The sequence below is a fragment of the Pseudomonas sp. DR48 genome, assembly GCF_019823085.1.
GTDB lineage: Bacteria > Pseudomonadota > Gammaproteobacteria > Pseudomonadales > Pseudomonadaceae > Aquipseudomonas.
Genome location: NZ_CP081946.1, coordinates 3093150 through 3109414, shown reverse-complemented (window position 1 = coordinate 3109414; position 16265 = coordinate 3093150). Strand labels below are relative to the sequence as shown.

The 16265-nt window shown below is 59.6% G+C and carries 14 protein-coding genes; 5 read left to right on the top strand and 9 right to left on the bottom strand.

Going from position 1 to position 16265, the window contains the following annotated elements; genetic code table 11:
* Window positions 1-23: 23 nt before the first annotated feature.
* The 8 genes from pdxJ to lptF form a co-directional block, all read right to left on the bottom strand.
* Window positions 24-767 (bottom strand): pyridoxine 5'-phosphate synthase, encoded by a 744-nt coding sequence (gene pdxJ / locus K5K95_RS13965; RefSeq protein ID WP_222589892.1) that lies wholly within the window; start codon window positions 765-767, stop codon window positions 24-26.
* Window positions 768-818: 51 nt separating this feature from the next.
* A complete protein-coding gene (gene recO, locus K5K95_RS13960; RefSeq protein WP_222589891.1) occupies window positions 819-1502 on the bottom strand; it encodes a DNA repair protein RecO in 684 nt (227 codons plus the stop codon).
* Window positions 1503-1667: 165 nt separating this feature from the next.
* Entirely contained in the window at window positions 1668-2570 is a 903-nt protein-coding gene (gene era, locus K5K95_RS13955) for a GTPase Era (RefSeq protein ID WP_008151577.1), read from the bottom strand.
* Window positions 2563-3252 (bottom strand): ribonuclease III, encoded by a 690-nt coding sequence (gene rnc, locus K5K95_RS13950; protein ID WP_059403405.1) that lies wholly within the window; start codon window positions 3250-3252, stop codon window positions 2563-2565. Before rnc ends, era begins: the two co-directional genes overlap by 8 nt.
* 183 nt (window positions 3253-3435) lie before the next feature.
* The gene (lepB, locus tag K5K95_RS13945; RefSeq protein WP_222589890.1) at window positions 3436-4290 is read right to left on the bottom strand and encodes a signal peptidase I; all 855 of its coding nucleotides are present in this window, start codon (window positions 4288-4290) and stop codon (window positions 3436-3438) included.
* 5 nt (window positions 4291-4295) lie between these two features.
* Window positions 4296-6095: a translation elongation factor 4 gene (gene lepA / locus K5K95_RS13940; RefSeq protein WP_090188076.1), complete on the bottom strand. Its 1800-nt coding sequence runs from the start codon at window positions 6093-6095 to the stop codon at window positions 4296-4298.
* Between the two features lie 170 nt (window positions 6096-6265).
* Window positions 6266-7327, bottom strand: coding sequence for an LPS export ABC transporter permease LptG (gene lptG, locus K5K95_RS13935; protein ID WP_222589889.1), 1062 nt, complete (start codon window positions 7325-7327; stop codon window positions 6266-6268).
* Window positions 7320-8438 carry an LPS export ABC transporter permease LptF gene (gene lptF / locus K5K95_RS13930; RefSeq protein ID WP_222589888.1) on the bottom strand — a complete coding sequence of 373 codons (1119 nt, stop codon included), beginning with the start codon at window positions 8436-8438 and terminating at the stop codon, window positions 7320-7322. Before lptF ends, lptG begins: the two co-directional genes overlap by 8 nt.
* A 307-nt stretch (window positions 8439-8745) precedes the next feature.
* Between lptF and K5K95_RS13925 the strand changes: the two genes are divergently transcribed.
* From K5K95_RS13925 to rlmF, 5 genes are all read left to right on the top strand, one after another.
* Window positions 8746-10236, top strand: coding sequence for a leucyl aminopeptidase (locus K5K95_RS13925; protein WP_222589887.1), 1491 nt, complete (start codon window positions 8746-8748; stop codon window positions 10234-10236).
* Between the two features lie 60 nt (window positions 10237-10296).
* On the top strand, window positions 10297-10725 hold the full coding sequence (locus tag K5K95_RS13920; protein ID WP_222589886.1) for a DNA polymerase III subunit chi: 429 nt from the start codon (window positions 10297-10299) through the stop codon (window positions 10723-10725).
* A gap of 8 nt (window positions 10726-10733) precedes the next feature.
* Window positions 10734-11135, top strand: coding sequence for a DNA polymerase III subunit chi (locus tag K5K95_RS13915; protein WP_222589885.1), 402 nt, complete (start codon window positions 10734-10736; stop codon window positions 11133-11135).
* Between the two features lie 128 nt (window positions 11136-11263).
* Window positions 11264-14110 (top strand): valine--tRNA ligase, encoded by a 2847-nt coding sequence (locus K5K95_RS13910; protein WP_222589884.1) that lies wholly within the window; start codon window positions 11264-11266, stop codon window positions 14108-14110.
* A 265-nt stretch (window positions 14111-14375) separates the two neighbouring features.
* On the top strand, window positions 14376-15398 hold the full coding sequence (rlmF, locus tag K5K95_RS13905) for a 23S rRNA (adenine(1618)-N(6))-methyltransferase RlmF (RefSeq protein ID WP_222589883.1): 1023 nt from the start codon (window positions 14376-14378) through the stop codon (window positions 15396-15398).
* A gap of 204 nt (window positions 15399-15602) precedes the next feature.
* Here rlmF and K5K95_RS13900 read toward each other — a convergent pair whose 3' ends face one another.
* Complete coding sequence (locus tag K5K95_RS13900; RefSeq protein WP_007905514.1) at window positions 15603-15884, bottom strand: HU family DNA-binding protein; 282 nt, start codon at window positions 15882-15884, stop codon at window positions 15603-15605.
* Window positions 15885-16265 lie beyond the last annotated feature (381 nt).

Here is a 16265-nt window from a genome sequence, read left to right as displayed (position 1 = left end):
ACATTTGGTTTTGTGTTTGGCTTTTAGGCTTTTGCGGCAGCCAGGATCAGAGCTTTCATTTCCGATACTGCCGACTTGAAGCCAACAAACAACGCATGAGCCACCAGCGCATGGCCGATGTTCAATTCGTTGATGCCCTTGATCGCGGCCACCGCTTCAACGTTGTGATAGTGCAGGCCGTGACCGGCGTTGACGATCAAACCCTGGGCCAAACCAAAGGCCACACCGTCAGCGACCCGCTTGAGCTCTTCAGCCACTTCGGTGGGCGTCTCGGCATCGGCGTAACGGCCGGTGTGCAATTCGATGGCAGGCGCGCCGACCCGACGTGACGCTTCGATCTGCCGCTCGTCCGCGTCGATGAACAGCGACACTTCACAACCGATCTTCGCCAACCGATCCACCGCCGCCTTGATCCGCGCTTCCTGCCCGGCGACGTCCAGACCACCTTCGGTGGTCAGTTCCTGACGGGTTTCCGGGACCAGGCAAATGTGCGCCGGGCGAATACGCTCGGCGAACGCCATCATTTCCTCGGTGACGCCCATTTCGAAATTCATGCGGGTTTGCAGCACGTCCTTGAGCAGCAACACATCGCGCTCCTGGATATGTCGACGATCTTCACGCAAATGCACGGTGATGCCGTCAGCGCCCGCCTCTTCCGCGTCCAGTGCGGCCTTGACCGGGTCCGGATAGCGAGTGCCCCGGGCCTGACGCAGGGTGGCAACGTGGTCGATGTTCACGCCAAGAAGAATGCGATTGCTGTTGGTCACGGAAGCGCTCCTGAAGAGGGGAAAGTTCGGTGCACAGCATACAGGGAGAATTTACGGCTTTCGAAACAACTCTCTGGAAACCAGCGGTCGACCGCCCAGATGCACGGCAAGGGCCTGACGCATCAGGCGCTTGGCAGCGGATAACGCACCCGGTGCCGACCAGTCGGCGTCGGCCATGGCCAACAGCTCGGTGCCGTTGAACAGACCGGGCTGGAGCAAGTAGACCTGCTCCAGGCCGGCGTCCACTTGCAGACGGTAGAGGCCGTCCGGGGCGATGGACTCGCCGTGGATGTCAGTGTTCAGCGCAAAGCCGTAACCGAGGTCATCCAACAGGCGCCATTCGAAGGAGCGCAGCAACGGCTCCAGCGGACGTCCTTCGGCCAGGGCCAGCAGAGTCGCGGCGTAGTGATCGAACACCGCGGGATGCGGGTCTTCGGAGGGCAACAGGCGAATCAACAGCTCATTAAGATAGAGACCGCTGAACAGCGCCTCGCCATTGAGCCAGGTGGAAACACCGGCACTTTCCATGCGCCCGACATTCTTCAACTCACCACGACCGCGGAATTCGACTTCCAGTGGCACGAACGGCCGCGCCAACGTTCCAGCCTTGCCCCGCGCGCTACGCAACACCGCCCGCAGCCGACCTTGCGGCGTGAGGAAGTCCACCAGTGCACTGGTTTCGCGGTAGGCGCGGGAGTGGAGGACGTAGGCCGGCTGGCCGAGGGGCTGGGACATAGAGTTCTCAATGACAGAGCACAGTTTTACAAACACCCTGAAACCAATGTGGGAGCGGGCTTGCTCGCGAATACGGTGTGACAGTCAACATTAATGCTGAATGTTACATCGTCTTCGCGGGCAAGCCCGCTCCCACAGGTTTTCCGGTGTATCTGGAACCGGGTGTTACAGGTCGCCATAACCCAGCGAACGCAAGGCTCGCTCGTCGTCGGACCAGCCGCCTTTCACTTTGACCCAAAGGTTGAGCATGATCTTGGAGTCGAACAGCAGCTCCATGTCCTTGCGCGCCTCGGTGCCGATGCGCTTGATGCGCTCGCCCTTGTCGCCAATGATGATTTTCTTCTGGCCGTCACGTTCGACGAGGATCAGCGCATGGATGTGCAGGGTTTTGCCCTGCTGCTTGAACTCTTCGATTTCCACGGTGATCTGGTACGGCAGCTCGGCGCCCATCTGGCGCATGATTTTCTCGCGCACCAGTTCAGCGGCGAGGAAGCGGCTGCTACGGTCGGTGATCTGATCTTCCGGGAAGAAGTGATCGTTTTCCGGCAAGTAACCGGCAATCACGCGTTCCAGGGTTTCCAGGTTATGCCCGTGCTGGGCCGAAATCGGCATGATCTGCGCGTTCGGCAGCTGTTCCTGCAACCAGGTCAGGTGCGGCATCAGCTCGGCTTTGTCTTCGATACGGTCGGTCTTGTTCAGCGCCACGATCAGCGGGCCGGTCACGTACTGGACGCGTTCGAGGACCATCTGGTCTTCATCGGTCCACTTGGTGCGATCAACCACGAAGATCACCACGTCGACGTCTTTCAACGCCGCCGAAGCGGTCTTGTTCATGTAGCGGTTCAGGGCCTTTTCGCCGCCCTTGTGCATGCCCGGGGTGTCGACGTAGATCGCCTGCACGGCGCCTTCGGTCTTGATGCCCAGCATGTTGTGGCGGGTGGTTTGCGGCTTGCGCGAGGTGATCGCCAGCTTCTGACCCAGAATGTGGTTCAGCAGCGTGGACTTGCCCACGTTCGGACGGCCGACGATGGCAACATAGCCACAGCGTGTTGCGGTTGAATCAGTCATGGCCATTCTCCACGCCCAGGGCAATCAGTGCTGCAGCGGCCGCTACCTGTTCGGCAATACGACGACTCACACCCTGACCTCGGCTTTTTTCATTCAGTAAGGTGATTTCACATTCGACGAAGAACGTCCTGCAATGCGGCTCACCCTGGATATCTACCACTTCGTAACGCGGCAGCTCACAACCACGCGATTGCAGGAATTCCTGCAGGCGGGTCTTTGGATCTTTGTTGGTGTCGACCAGCGTCAGGCCTTCGAACTCACCGGCCAGCCAGGCGAGAACGCGCTCGCGCGCCATGTCCATGCCGGCGTCCAGGTAGATCGCACCAATCAAGGCTTCCAGGGCATCAGCCAGAATTGACTCGCGACGGAAACCGCCGCTTTTCAACTCACCCGAGCCCAGGCGCAGGTAGTCGCCGAGGTCGAAACCGCGGGCCAGTACGGCCAGCGTCTCACCTTTCACCAGGCGGGCGCGCAACCGCGACAACTGGCCTTCGCGGGCCAGCGGGAAGCGATCGAACAGCGCCTCGCCGGCAACGAAGTTGAGGATGGCATCACCGAGGAATTCCAGGCGTTCGTTGTTGCGCCCGGCAAAGCTGCGGTGGGTCAGGGCCAGGACCATCAGTTCCTGATCCTTGAAGGTGTAGCCGAGCTGACGCTCTAGACGGCTTAAAGAAACGCTCACGGTTTACCCACGCTGAGTTCGTGGCTGGATTCCACTGCCTTGGCTGAAAGACGGCGCAGGCTTGGGACAATTAACGCTGTGTTCAAAAATAACGTCCTGAATATCATTGTTTTCATGCTTCTGCCGCCGATTGTGCCGACTCCAGAAATGCATTCGGCGCTGTGTTCAACAGCGCCGTTGTGATTACTTGATCAGGCCAACCCGCGAAAAATTCGGCAGGTGACTGAGTTTGGGTTCCGGCCAGCTCATCCAGACTGCGAAGGCCTTGCCGACGATATTCTTGTCGGGAACCATGCCCAGCAGATCCTTGGGAATGCTCGGATCATCCCAATAGCGACTGTCGTTTGAGTTGTCGCGGTTGTCGCCCATCATGAAGTAGTGCCCGGCAGGCACGGTCCAGGTATGGTCCGGCGTCGCGCGATAGCGGCTCATTTCCTTGCGGATCAGGTGCTCGGCGGCGCCGAGTTTTTCCTTGTAGAGCTCGGCACTGCCCAGCGTGCCCGGCTCGGAGCCGACCAGTTGCTCGGCGATCGATTCACCGTTGACGAACAGATGCTTGTCGGCGGTGTAGCGAATCTGGTCACCCGGCAGGCCGACTACACGCTTGATGTAGTTGACGTTCGGATCGCTCGGATAGCGGAACACCATCACATCGCCACGCTGCGGATTACCCACTTCGATGACTTTCGTGTCGATCACCGGCAGGCGGATACCGTACGAAAACTTGCTCACCAAAATGAAGTCGCCGACGTCCAGGGTCGGTTTCATCGAGCCGGACGGAATCTGGAACGGTTCCACCAGGAACGAACGCAGCACCAGCACGATGAACAGCACCGGAAAGAACGACTTGCCGTATTCGACCAGCAGCGGCTCTTTGTTCAGTTTCTCGACGACCACCCCATCAGGCTGGCTGACGCTGCCCTGATAGGAGGCAATGGCGGCACGCCGACGCGGCGCCAGGAAAAGCAGATCGAGCAACGCCAACAGGCCGCAGACGAACACGGCGATGACCAGCAACAGCGGGAAATTTAGTGACATAGGACCTAACTATCCAACCTGAGCACTGCAAGGAAGGCTTCTTGTGGAATTTCCACGTTGCCGACTTGCTTCATGCGTTTCTTACCGGCCTTTTGCTTTTCCAACAGCTTGCGCTTGCGGCTGACGTCGCCGCCGTAGCATTTGGCCAATACGTTCTTTCTGAGTGCCTTGACAGAGGTTCGCGCAATGATCTGCCCGCCAATGGCGGCCTGGATCGCGACGTCGAACATCTGGCGCGGAATCAGTTCTTTCATCTTCTCGGTCAACTGGCGACCTTTGTAGTGCGCATTGTCACGGTGCACGATCAGCGCCAGGGCGTCGACCTTGTCACCGTTGATCAGCACATCCAGTTTCACCAGACTAGCCGATTGGTAACGATCAAAATGGTAGTCCAGCGAAGCATAGCCGCGACTGGTGGACTTCAGACGGTCGAAGAAGTCCAGGACCACTTCGTTCATCGGAATATCGTAGGTCACCTGGACCTGGGAGCCGAGGAACAGCATGTCGTGCTGCACGCCACGCTTCTCGATGCACAGGGTAATGACGTTGCCCAAGTGCTCTTGCGGCACAAGAATATTGGCCCGCACGATCGGTTCACGCATGTCTTCGATCGAAGACACGTCCGGGAGCTTCGACGGGTTATCGACGTAAATCGTTTCACCGGTTTTCAGCAACAGCTCGAAAATTACCGTCGGCGCCGTGGTGATCAGGTCCAGGTCGTACTCGCGCTCAAGGCGCTCCTGGATGATTTCCATGTGCAGCATGCCGAGGAACCCGCAACGGAAGCCGAAGCCCAGGGCGTCGGAGCTTTCCGGGGTGTACTGCAGGGACGAGTCGTTGAGCGTGAGCTTTTGCAGGGCTTCACGGAAATCTTCGAAGTCGTCGGAACTGACCGGAAACAGACCGGCGTAAACCTGCGGCTGAATGCGTTTGAAGCCTGGCAGCACGTCTACATCAGGCGTCGAGCTCAAGGTCAGGGTGTCACCGACCGGCGCACCGTGAATGTCCTTGATGCCGGCGATGATGAAGCCCACTTCGCCGGCTTTCAGGTCAACGGTGGCAGTGTGTTTCGGGTTGAAGACACCGACGCTGTCCACCAGGTGGATCTTACCGGTGGACTTCACCAGGATCTTGTCGCCCTTCTTCACCCGACCGTGACGCACGCGAACCAGGGAAACAACGCCCAGGTAGTTGTCGAACCAGGAGTCGATGATCAACGCTTGGAGCGGATCTTCGTAGTTGCCGGTCGGCGCAGGAATGGTGTGAACCAGGCGCTCGAGCACTTCGTCGACGCCCAGGCCGGTCTTGGCACTGCACTCGACCGCGTCGGTGGCGTCGATGCCGATGATTTTTTCGATTTCTTCTTTTACGCGGTCCGGATCGGCCTGAGGCAGGTCGATCTTGTTCAGCACCGGCATGACTTCAAGGCCCTGCTCGATGGCCGTGTAGCAGTTGGCAACGGACTGAGCTTCAACACCCTGGCCGGCGTCAACTACCAGCAACGCACCTTCACACGCCGCCAGCGACCGGCTGACTTCGTAGGTAAAGTCAACGTGGCCGGGGGTGTCAATGAAGTTCAGCTGGTATTTGATGCCATCACGGGCGGTGTAATAAAGGGTGACGCTATGGGCCTTGATGGTGATCCCGCGTTCACGTTCCAGGTCCATGGAGTCCAGTACCTGGGCTTCCATTTCGCGCTCGGCAAGGCCGCCGCACATCTGGATGAAGCGATCGGCCAGCGTCGACTTGCCATGGTCAATGTGGGCGATGATGGAGAAATTGCGGATATGACTCAAATCACTCACGGATCAACACTCAAAAAGGCTGCAGGCATAGCCCGCCGAAAAATAGCCGGGAATTGTACCTGATCCTCGGCGCAAGCGTCACGTTCGCAGGTCAGACGGCGCTTACAAAAACGCCCCGGTCTTGCGACCGAGGCGTTTTTCTTGCCTGCAGGATCAGGAAAAACCCCGGATCAGCCAGCCCGACGCAACAAAAAGATACCGGCCAGGGCACAGATACCCGTAGGGACCAGCACCGCGAGCAGCGGTGAGAAACCGAACACCAGGCTTGAAGGCCCCAGCAAGTCCTGAGCGATGCGGAAGCTAAAGCCCACCAGCACGCCCGTGAAGACTCGCTGACCGAGGGTCACCGAACGCAGCGGACCAAAGATAAAGGAAATGGCCATCAGTACCAGCGCGGCGGTCACCAATGGCTGCAACACCTTGACCCAAAACGCCAGCCAGTAACGACCGTTGCTCAACCCCTGGTCAGCCAGGTAATGGATATAACCCCACAACCCGGAAATCGACAGCGCTTCGGGCACCATCACCACCGTGCTCAACAATTGCGGGCTCAGAGCAATTTCCCAGCGCTCTACCGGCACTGTGACCACTTCGGTGCTCTTGTCATGGAACAGCGTGGTGGTGACATCGGTAAGCTGCCAGTGATCCTTGTCGAACTCTGCACGCTTGGCGAAGCTTGAAGACAGCATGTGGCGTTGATCGTCGAAACGATAACGGGTCACGCCATACAGCAGGCCATTGGGCTGTACGGAGTTGACGTGAATGAACTCCTCCCCCTGGCGGTGCCACAGGCCATGCTTGGCGCTTTGCGCATCACCACTGCCCTGGGCCAACGAGCGATTGGCCTGCGCGGTCACTTCAGTAGCCGGCGCGATGTATTCGCCGATCAGCACACCCACCACCATCAAGACCAGCATCGGCTTCATGACTGCCCAGACGATCCGGCCGGTCGACACACCGGCGGCGCGCATGATGGTCAGCTCACTGTGGCTGGCCAGGCTGCCAAGGCCGATCAGACAGCCGATCAGCGCCGCCATCGGCAGCATGTCGTAAAGACGCCGAGGTGCCGTCAGCAAGACGTAGCTGAGCACGTCCATCAAGGTGTAAGTGTCGCTGACCTCACTCATCTCATCGATGAAGGCAAACAGCGTCGCCAGCCCGAGAATGATCCCCAGTACCGCGAGGATGGCTACGAATACGCTGCTACCGATGTAGCGATCGAGCTTAACCACGGGCCACCTCCAGCGCGCTGCGGCGACTTGCCATCTTCAAGCGCAGCGGCTCCCAGTAGAGCAGACCCAGGCCAATGATCAGGAAAAGCCCGTGAACCCACCACAACCCCAGCGCAGCCGGGGTCTTGCCCTTGTCGAGGGCACCGCGAGCGGCAATCAGGATACTCAGGTAAGCCATATAAAGAAGAATCGCCGGCAGCAGCTTGAGGAAACGGCCCTGACGCGGGTTGACCCGCGACAGCGGCACCGCCATCAGGCTCACGATGAATACCAGTAGCGGCAGGGACAGACGCCACTGCAGTTCGGCACGAAGGCGCAGGTCGTCGCTGCCGATCAGGGAACTGGTGGTCATGGCGTCACGGTCAGTGACTTCGTCGCTGACGTCCGGCTTGGGCAGCAAGACGCCGTACTCGTCGTACTTGATGGCCCGATAGTCAGCCTGCCCCGGGTTACCGTCGTAGCGATAGCCGTTGTCGAGAATCAGGTAGCGGTTGCCGTCAGGGCGGATTTCCTGGCGGCCTTTTTCGGCCACCAGCACGGTAATCCCGCGATCCTTCTCATCGGAACTGGCGTTCTTTTGCGAAATGAATACCCCACCCAGATTGATGCGGTCATCCGACAGCTGCTCGGTGTAGGTCACCCGGGTGCCGTCGCGCAGAGCCTGGAATCGCCCGGGCTCCAGGGTATCGAACTCGGTCAGCGCGTCCTGCTTGTTCAACAGCAACTGGAACTGATTGGCACCTTGTGGCGCCAGGCTCAGACTCAGCCAGGCCACGACCAGCGCCACCAGCGTTGCCGGAAACAGGGTCATGACCAACAGACGCTGCTGGCTCATGCCGGTGGCCGCCAACACGGTCATTTCGCTTTCGAGGTACAGGCGACCGTAGGCCAGCAGGATCCCGAGAAAAAGGCCCAGCGGCAGGATCAGCTGCAGAAAGCCAGGCAGGCGAAAACCCATGATCAGGAACAGCGAGCCCGGATCCAGGAGGCCGGAAGCCGCCTGGGCAAGGTATTTGATGAAGCGACCGCTCATGATGATGACCAACAGCACGGCGCTGACGGCGCTCAAGGTCAACAGGACTTCGCGGGACAGATAACGGAAGACAATCAAACCAGACACTCCAGGGTTGTCAGGCTAAGGCGGCCAAACAAGCAAACGTATCAGACAGCCCGCAAGGCTGGGCCGCCGAAAAAGTTGGCGCATTATCCTGTGATTGGGTGCGCCTGTCACTGCGCACGCTCAAGCAGGCGGTTAATGCGTTGAAGATCGTACGGCCGAGGGTTGTCAGGCGCAGGGAGCGAGGTTCAAACTGCGGCCTTTGTCGCGGGCCGTGACCTGCGTCTTTCTATTTATAAGCAAGCGTCTGTGCGCCGCCATTTTGCCCGCGCACGTTGACCATTAATTCAGGGACCCGGACATGGAACTGGTTGTAAAAAGCGTTAGCCCAGAAACGTTGAAGACCGCCACTCTGGTGGTCGCCGTCGGCGAAGACCGCAAGCTCGGCGCCGTTGCAAAACAACTCGACGACCTGAGCGGCGGCGCCATCAGCGCTGTACTCAAGCGTGGCGATCTGGCTGGCAAAGTTGGCCAGAGCCTGTTGCTGCACAGCTTGCCCAACCTGAAAGCCGAGCGCGTTTTGCTGGTGGGCGTGGGCAAGGACGAAGAACTGGGCGACCGCCCGTTCCGTAAAATCGTCGCAGGCCTCCTTAATACCCTCAAAGGCCTGGGCGGCAGCGATGCGGTGCTGGCCCTGGACGAAATCGTGGTCAAAGGCCGCGACAGCTACGGCAAGACCCGCCTGCTGGCCGAAACCCTGGTGGACGGCGAATACACCTTCGATCAGTTCAAGAGCCAGAAAGCCGAGCCGCGCGCCCTGAAGAAAATCACCTTGGTGACCATCAAGGCAGCACAGGCTGAAGTCGAACGCGCCGTGGCACACGCTACCGCCATCGCCAACGGCATGGCCTTCACCCGCAACCTTGGCAACCTGCCACCGAACATCTGCCACCCGACGTTCCTCGGCGAACAGGCCAAGAGCCTGGGCAAAGAGTTCAAAGGCCTGAAAGTCGAAGTCCTCGATGAGAAGAAGATCAAGGACCTGGGCATGGGCTCGTTCTACGCCGTCGGCCAGGGCAGCGCCCAGCCACCGCGCTTGATCGTCATGCAATACAACGGCGGCAAGAAATCCGAGCAGCCATACGCACTGGTCGGCAAGGGCATCACCTTTGACACTGGCGGCATCAGCCTGAAACCGGGCGCCGGCATGGATGAGATGAAGTACGACATGGGCGGCGCAGCCAGCGTGTTCGGCACCCTGCGTGCCGTGCTCGAACTGAAACTGCCGATCAACCTGGTCTGCATCCTGGCGTGCGCCGAGAACATGCCGAGCGGCAACGCTTCGCGCCCGGGCGACATCGTCACCACCATGAGCGGCCAGACCGTGGAGATCCTCAACACTGACGCCGAAGGCCGCCTGGTGCTGTGCGACGCCCTGACCTACTCCGAGCGCTTCAAGCCGCAAGCCGTGATCGACATCGCGACCCTGACCGGCGCTTGCGTCGTCGCGCTGGGCGCTCACACGTCCGGCCTGCTGGGCAACAACGACGAACTGATCGGCCAACTGCTGAGCGCCGGCAAGACTGCCGACGACCGCGCCTGGCAATTGCCGCTGTTCGATGAGTATCAAGAACAGCTGGACAGCCCGTTCGCCGACATCGCCAACATTGGCGGCCCGAAAGCCGGCACCATCACCGCAGCCTGCTTCCTGTCACGTTTCACCAAGAACCTGAACTGGGCACACCTGGACATCGCCGGCACCGCATGGACCAGCGGCGGCAAGGACAAGGGCGCCACTGGCCGTCCGGTTCCCCTGCTGACCCAATACCTGCTGGACCGCGCCAAAGCCTGAAACCGATGACCCTGGGCGGCGTCACTTTCCGGTGACGCCGCCTGAGGCTCAGGAACCGCAATGACCAAAGTCGACTTTTATATCCTGCCCAGCGCCGACCCGTCGGCGCGGCTGGATTTCGCCTGCAAGCTCACCGAAAAGGCCTGGCGCATGGGCCACCGCATCTACCTGCATTGCAGCGATGCCGCCCAGCGTGATGACCTCGATGCACGGTTGTGGGCCTTCAAGGGCGAAAGCTTTGTGCCCCACGGCCCCGCCGAAAGCGAACCGGATAGCTCTATTGTCCTGGGCCTGGGCGATGACTGCGGTCCGCATCAGGACCTGCTGGTCAACCTTGACCTGAAAGTGCCGGCCTTTGCCAACAAATTCGCCCGTGTGGCGGAAGTGGTGGTGGAAGATCCGACGATTCGAGCAGCTGCGCGGGAGAGTTTCCGTTTCTACCGTGAACAGGGCTATCCTCTGCAAGATCACCGTTTACAGCGACTCTGAGCATTCCGATGGACACTCCGAAACCGCAACAAAAGTCCACGCACCTGTTGGACGACCTTGAGTCGATCCGCCAACTGCTTGGCGACGACAACCTGCAACCACCGCTGCTGACCGACACGGTCATCGACGGCGACCAGGAACAGATTCCCATGTTGTTCGAGCCTGCCGGCCCTGCGCCGCAGCCGGTCGCACCGACACCACCGCCGGCCCCGGCCGCAGCACCGCCGACGGCTGCCAGCAAAGGCCCTGACGCATTGCTGCACCTGGACAGCGAACTGCGTGCCGCTGCGCTATTGATCATGCAAGACGTGATCGACGACTTCGCCCCGCACATCGAAACCGAGATCAAGCGTCGGCTTGATGCGCGGATGGAACGGCTGCTCGCCGCAGCTACAAGCGGCAAGCTTTAAGCCGCAAGCAAGGCAAAAGCCAAGCCAGCCACACCCTTCTTGCAGCTTGTGGCTGGTAGCTTGCCGCTGCCCCCGAGGCTATACTTCCCGGCTTTTCCTGAATAAATGCCAATAGGGTCCCGCCGCGCATGGATAAGACCTACCAGCCGCACGCCATTGAAACTTCCTGGTACAACACCTGGGAGTCTGAGAACTACTTCGCCCCGCAAGGCGCGGGCGAGTCCTACACCATCATGATCCCGCCGCCGAACGTCACCGGCAGCCTGCACATGGGTCACGGCTTCAACAACGCGATCATGGACGCACTGATCCGTTTCCGTCGCATGCAGGGTCGCAACACCCTGTGGCAGCCGGGCACCGACCACGCCGGTATCGCCACGCAGATGCTGGTGGAGCGTCAACTTGAAGCCCAGGGCCAGAATCGTCACGACCTGGGCCGCGAGAAATTCCTTGAGAAGGTCTGGGAATGGAAGGATCAGTCCGGCGGCAATATCAGCCGTCAGATCCGTCGCCTCGGCTCATCCGTGGACTGGAGCCGTGAGCGCTTCACCATGGACGACGGCCTCTCGGAAGCCGTGAAAGAAGCCTTCGTTCGTTTGCACGAAGATGGCCTGATCTACCGCGGCAAGCGCCTGGTCAACTGGGACACCAAGTTGCACACGGCGATTTCCGACCTCGAAGTGGAAAACCACGACGAGAAAGGTTTCCTGTGGAACCTGAAATACCCGCTGGCCGACGGCGCCAAGACCGCTGAAGGCAAGGATTACCTGATCGTCGCGACCACTCGCCCGGAAACCATGCTCGGCGACGCCGCCGTTGCCGTGAACCCGAACGATGAACGCTACAAAGCCCTGATCGGCAAGTTTGTCGAGCTGCCGCTGGTCGGCCGCCGCATCCCGATCATCGCCGACGATTACTGCGATCCCGAGTTCGGCACCGGCTGCGTGAAAATCACCCCGGCCCACGATTTCAACGACTACGAAGTCGGCAAGCGCCATAACCTGCCGCTGCTGAACATCTTCGACAAGAACGCCCACGTCCTGCCGGCCGCCCAGGTGTTCAACCTCGACGGTAAGCTGAACGAAAGCATCGACGGCAAGCTGCCGGCCGAATTCGCCGGCCTGGACCGCTTCGAAGCCCGCAAGCAGATCGTTGCGGCGTTCGACGCCGCCGGCCTGCTGGTCAGCGTCGACGATCACGCCCTGAAAGTCCCGAAAGGCGACCGTTCCGGCACCATCATCGAGCCTTGGCTGACCGACCAGTGGTACGTGTCGACCAAGCCATTGGCCGAGCCTGCAATTGCGGCCGTTGAGGACGGACGCATCCAGTTCGTGCCAAAGCAGTACGAAAACATGTACTTCTCGTGGATGCGCGACATCCAGGACTGGTGCATCAGCCGTCAGCTGTGGTGGGGCCACCGGATCCCGGCCTGGTACGACGAGTCGGGCAAAGTCTACGTCGGTCGCGACGAAGCCGAAGTACGCGCGAAGAACAACCTTGGCCCGGACGTCGCGCTGCAACAGGACAACGACGTTCTCGACACCTGGTTCAGTTCGGGGCTGTGGACGTTCTCCACGCTTGGCTGGCCGGAGCAGACTGAATTCCTGAAAAAATTCCACTCCACCGACGTGCTGGTCACCGGCTTCGACATCATCTTCTTCTGGGTCGCCCGGATGATCATGCTCACCATGCATTTGGTGAAAAACGAAGACGGCATGCCTCAGGTTCCGTTCAAGACCGTTTATGTTCACGGTCTGGTGCGTGATGGCCAAGGCCAGAAAATGTCCAAGTCCAAGGGCAACGTCCTGGACCCGCTGGATATCATCGACGGCATCGAGCTGGAAGAGCTGGTGCAGAAACGCACCTCCGGCATGATGCAGCCGAAACTGGCGAAGAAGATCGAGAAGCAGACCCGCGACGAGTTCGCCGACGGCATCGCCAGCTATGGCACCGACGCCCTGCGTTTCACCTTCTGCTCGCTGGCCTCCACCGGCCGCGACATCAAGTTCGACATGGGCCGCGTCGAAGGCTATCGCAACTTCTGCAACAAGATCTGGAACGCCGCGCGTTATGTTCTGGACAAGGGCGAAGACTGCGGCCAGAACGGCGAGGCGTATGAGCTGTCCCTGGCGGATCGCTGGATCATTTCGCAGCTGCAACGCACCGAAGCCGAAGTGACCCGTCAACTCGACCAGTTCCGCTTCGACCTGGCGGCGCAAGCCTTGTACGAGTTCATCTGGAACCAGTATTGCGACTGGTACCTGGAGCTCTCCAAGCCTGTGCTGTGGGACGAAAACGCCCCGGTAGAGCGTCAGCGTGGCACTCGTCGCACGCTGGTTCGGGTGCTGGAAGTCGCGTTGCGCCTTGCGCACCCGTTCATGCCATTCATCACCGAAGAAATCTGGCAGCGCCTCGCGCCGCTGGCTGGTATCGAAGGCAAGACGATCATGCTGCAACCTTGGCCTGTGGCCAATGAAGCGCGCATCGACCCGGCGGCCGAAGACGACATCGAATGGCTCAAGGGCCTGATGCTCGGCACACGTAACATTCGTGGCGAAATGAACATCGGCCCGGGCAAGCCCCTGACCCTGTTCCTGAGAAACGTCAGTGCCGAAGATCAGCGTCGCCTCACCGAGAACGATGCCCTGCTGAAGAAACTGGCCAAGCTCGAATCGATCACTGTACTGGCTGCCGGCGAAGAAGCACCGTTGTCCGCCACCGCACTGGTTGGCGAGATGGAAGTGCTGGTGCCGATGGCCGGCCTGATCGACAAAGACGCCGAACTGGCACGCCTGGACAAGGAAATCCTGCGTCTGCAAGGCGAAGTGCAACGCGTGGGCGGCAAGCTGTCCAACGCCGCGTTCGTTGACAAGGCCCCGGCCGAAGTCATCGACAAGGAACGCGCCAAACTGGCTGAAGCCGAACAGGCCTTGGGCAAGTTGGCCGAGCAACATGCGCGGATTGCCAGCCTGTAACGGCACATCGCGATAAAAAAGGGAGGCCAAGTGGCCTCCCTTTTTCATGCCCGCCACATTATCCCAAACACCATAAATCCCTTGTGGGAGCGGGCTTGCCCGCGATGGCAAACGCTCAGTCAACGTTGATGTCGACTGACACACCGCCTTCGCGAGCAAGCCCGCTCCCACACTTGATCGGCGCTGCCCGCACTTTTGTCATCAATACTGAGCCGATGTGGGACAATACCCGCCACTTTTAGCCATACCCGAATCGACCACGCCCATGAACGCCCCCCGCACACCAAAACCTGCGCGCAAGAAGCCTGTCACCGCCACACCGGCCAAAGCCGTGGAACCGCGTGAAAAGGCCAGCCTGCACCCGCGCAATCGCCACCAGGGTCGCTATGACTTCCCGGCGCTGATCAAAACCACGCCGGAACTGGCGAAGTTCGTGATCATCAACCCGTACGGCAAGGAAAGCATCGACTTCGCCAGCCCAGACGCGGTGCGTGTGTTCAACCGGGCGTTGCTCAAGTCGTTTTATGGCATCGCCCATTGGGACATCCCGGCCGATTACCTGTGCCCACCGGTTCCAGGCCGTGCCGACTATGTGCACTTCCTTGCCGACTTGCTGGCCAGTGTCAACGACGGCGAAATCCCTCGCGGCGCGCCGGTCAAGGTCCTGGACATCGGCATGGGCGCTAACTGCGTCTATCCGCTGATCGGCTACAGCGACTACCGCTGGCACTTCCTCGGCTCGGAGATCGACCCGACAGCCGTCGCCGCCGCCAAAGCCATCGTGCAATCCAACGGTTTGAACAAAGCCATCCAGTTGCGCCAGCAAAGTAATCCCAAGCACATTTTGCTGGGCCTGCTTGAACCCGGCGAACGCTTTGACCTGACCATGTGCAACCCGCCGTTCCACGCCTCGATGGACGAAGCGACCAAAGGCAGCGAGCGTAAATGGCGCGCGCTGGGCCGCGCCGACCCGAAACGCAAACTGCCGGTGCTGAATTTTGGTGGCCAATCGGCAGAACTGTGGTGTGAGGGTGGCGAAGCACGCTTTGTTACGCAGTTGATCGCCGAAAGCGCGCACTTCCAGCACAAAGTGCTGTGGTTCAGCACCCTGGTGTCGAAGGCCTCAAACCTACCAGCCATCCAGACTGCGCTGAAGAAGGCCGGCGTGCTGGAAAGCCAGGTTGTGGAAATGTCCCAGGGCCAGAAGCAAAGCCGCTTTGTCGCGTGGACGTTCCAGACCAAGTCCGAGCAGCAAGTGTGGCGTGAGCGCTGGGTTAAAAAAAGCTGAGTAACTGACCGCAGCAGATCAACCGTGGGAGCGGGCTTGCTCGCGAATGCGGTGTGTCAGTCGACATCAATGATGACTGACACACCGCATTCGCGAGCAAGCCCGCTCCCACATTGGTTTACGTGTTTCGGGCCAATCGCCGAATTTCAGACACAAAAAAACCGTGCCCGGATTGCTCCGGAGCACGGTTTTTTTTAACAAGTCTTACTTGTTAACAGCGTCGGTCAGGCCTTTGGCCACAACCAGCTTGATAACTTTTTTTGCAGCGATTTCGATGGCAGCGCCAGTCGAAGGGTTACGGCCGGTACGGGCAGGACGCTCAGTCACTTTCAGTTTGCCGATACCTGGCAAAGTGATTTCGCCGCCGTTTTCCAGCTGATCGGCAACGATTTGGCCCAGTTGGTCCAGAGCGTTACGCGCGGTGGTTTTTGGCGCGTCGATAGCTTCAGCGATGTCGGCGATCAGTTGGTCTTTAGTAAGAGCCATGTAGTGTTCCTTCCCTATCAAATTCATATGGATTGCAGAGTGCAGTGTCAGCCATCGAGCCCGATCTTCTGGATCTGGCACCCTCGGCCAATAACCACGGGATCGGGGTTATAGATACCGAAATCAGGGTTTGGTTCGACCTGACAAATGCTGAATGCACGCTTAACGCAGTGACTTCGCGTAAGACGGGGCAAAACTAGCACAGAGACGGGGAAATATCCGCCTCTAGCTACCCATTTGGTCAGCTTTATTGCTCTAAAACAGTAAAAAACTGCATAAGCGCCGCTGGACACCCGGGAATTGCCCTTCGCGCCGCGCCAAAACCAGTGGTTGCGGTACACTTGGCACTTTTTGGGGAGCACGCCCTCCTCTCTTCAATCA

What these genes read in the sequence shown, in the direction of transcription:
- recO (WP_222589891.1), bottom strand. Translation starts at nt 1,502, where the DNA reads ATGTCCCAGCCCCTCGGCCAGCCGGCCTACGTCCTCCACTCCCGCGCC.
- era (WP_008151577.1), bottom strand. Translation starts at nt 2,570, where the DNA reads ATGACTGATTCAACCGCAACACGCTGTGGCTATGTTGCCATCGTCGGC.
- lepB (WP_222589890.1), bottom strand. Translation starts at nt 4,290, where the DNA reads ATGTCACTAAATTTCCCGCTGTTGCTGGTCATCGCCGTGTTCGTCTGC.
- K5K95_RS13925 (WP_222589887.1), top strand. Translation starts at nt 8,746, where the DNA reads ATGGAACTGGTTGTAAAAAGCGTTAGCCCAGAAACGTTGAAGACCGCC.
- K5K95_RS13920 (WP_222589886.1), top strand. Translation starts at nt 10,297, where the DNA reads ATGACCAAAGTCGACTTTTATATCCTGCCCAGCGCCGACCCGTCGGCG.
- K5K95_RS13915 (WP_222589885.1), top strand. Translation starts at nt 10,734, where the DNA reads ATGGACACTCCGAAACCGCAACAAAAGTCCACGCACCTGTTGGACGAC.
- K5K95_RS13910 (WP_222589884.1), top strand. Translation starts at nt 11,264, where the DNA reads ATGGATAAGACCTACCAGCCGCACGCCATTGAAACTTCCTGGTACAAC.
- rlmF (WP_222589883.1), top strand. Translation starts at nt 14,376, where the DNA reads ATGAACGCCCCCCGCACACCAAAACCTGCGCGCAAGAAGCCTGTCACC.
- K5K95_RS13900 (WP_007905514.1), bottom strand. Translation starts at nt 15,884, where the DNA reads ATGGCTCTTACTAAAGACCAACTGATCGCCGACATCGCTGAAGCTATC.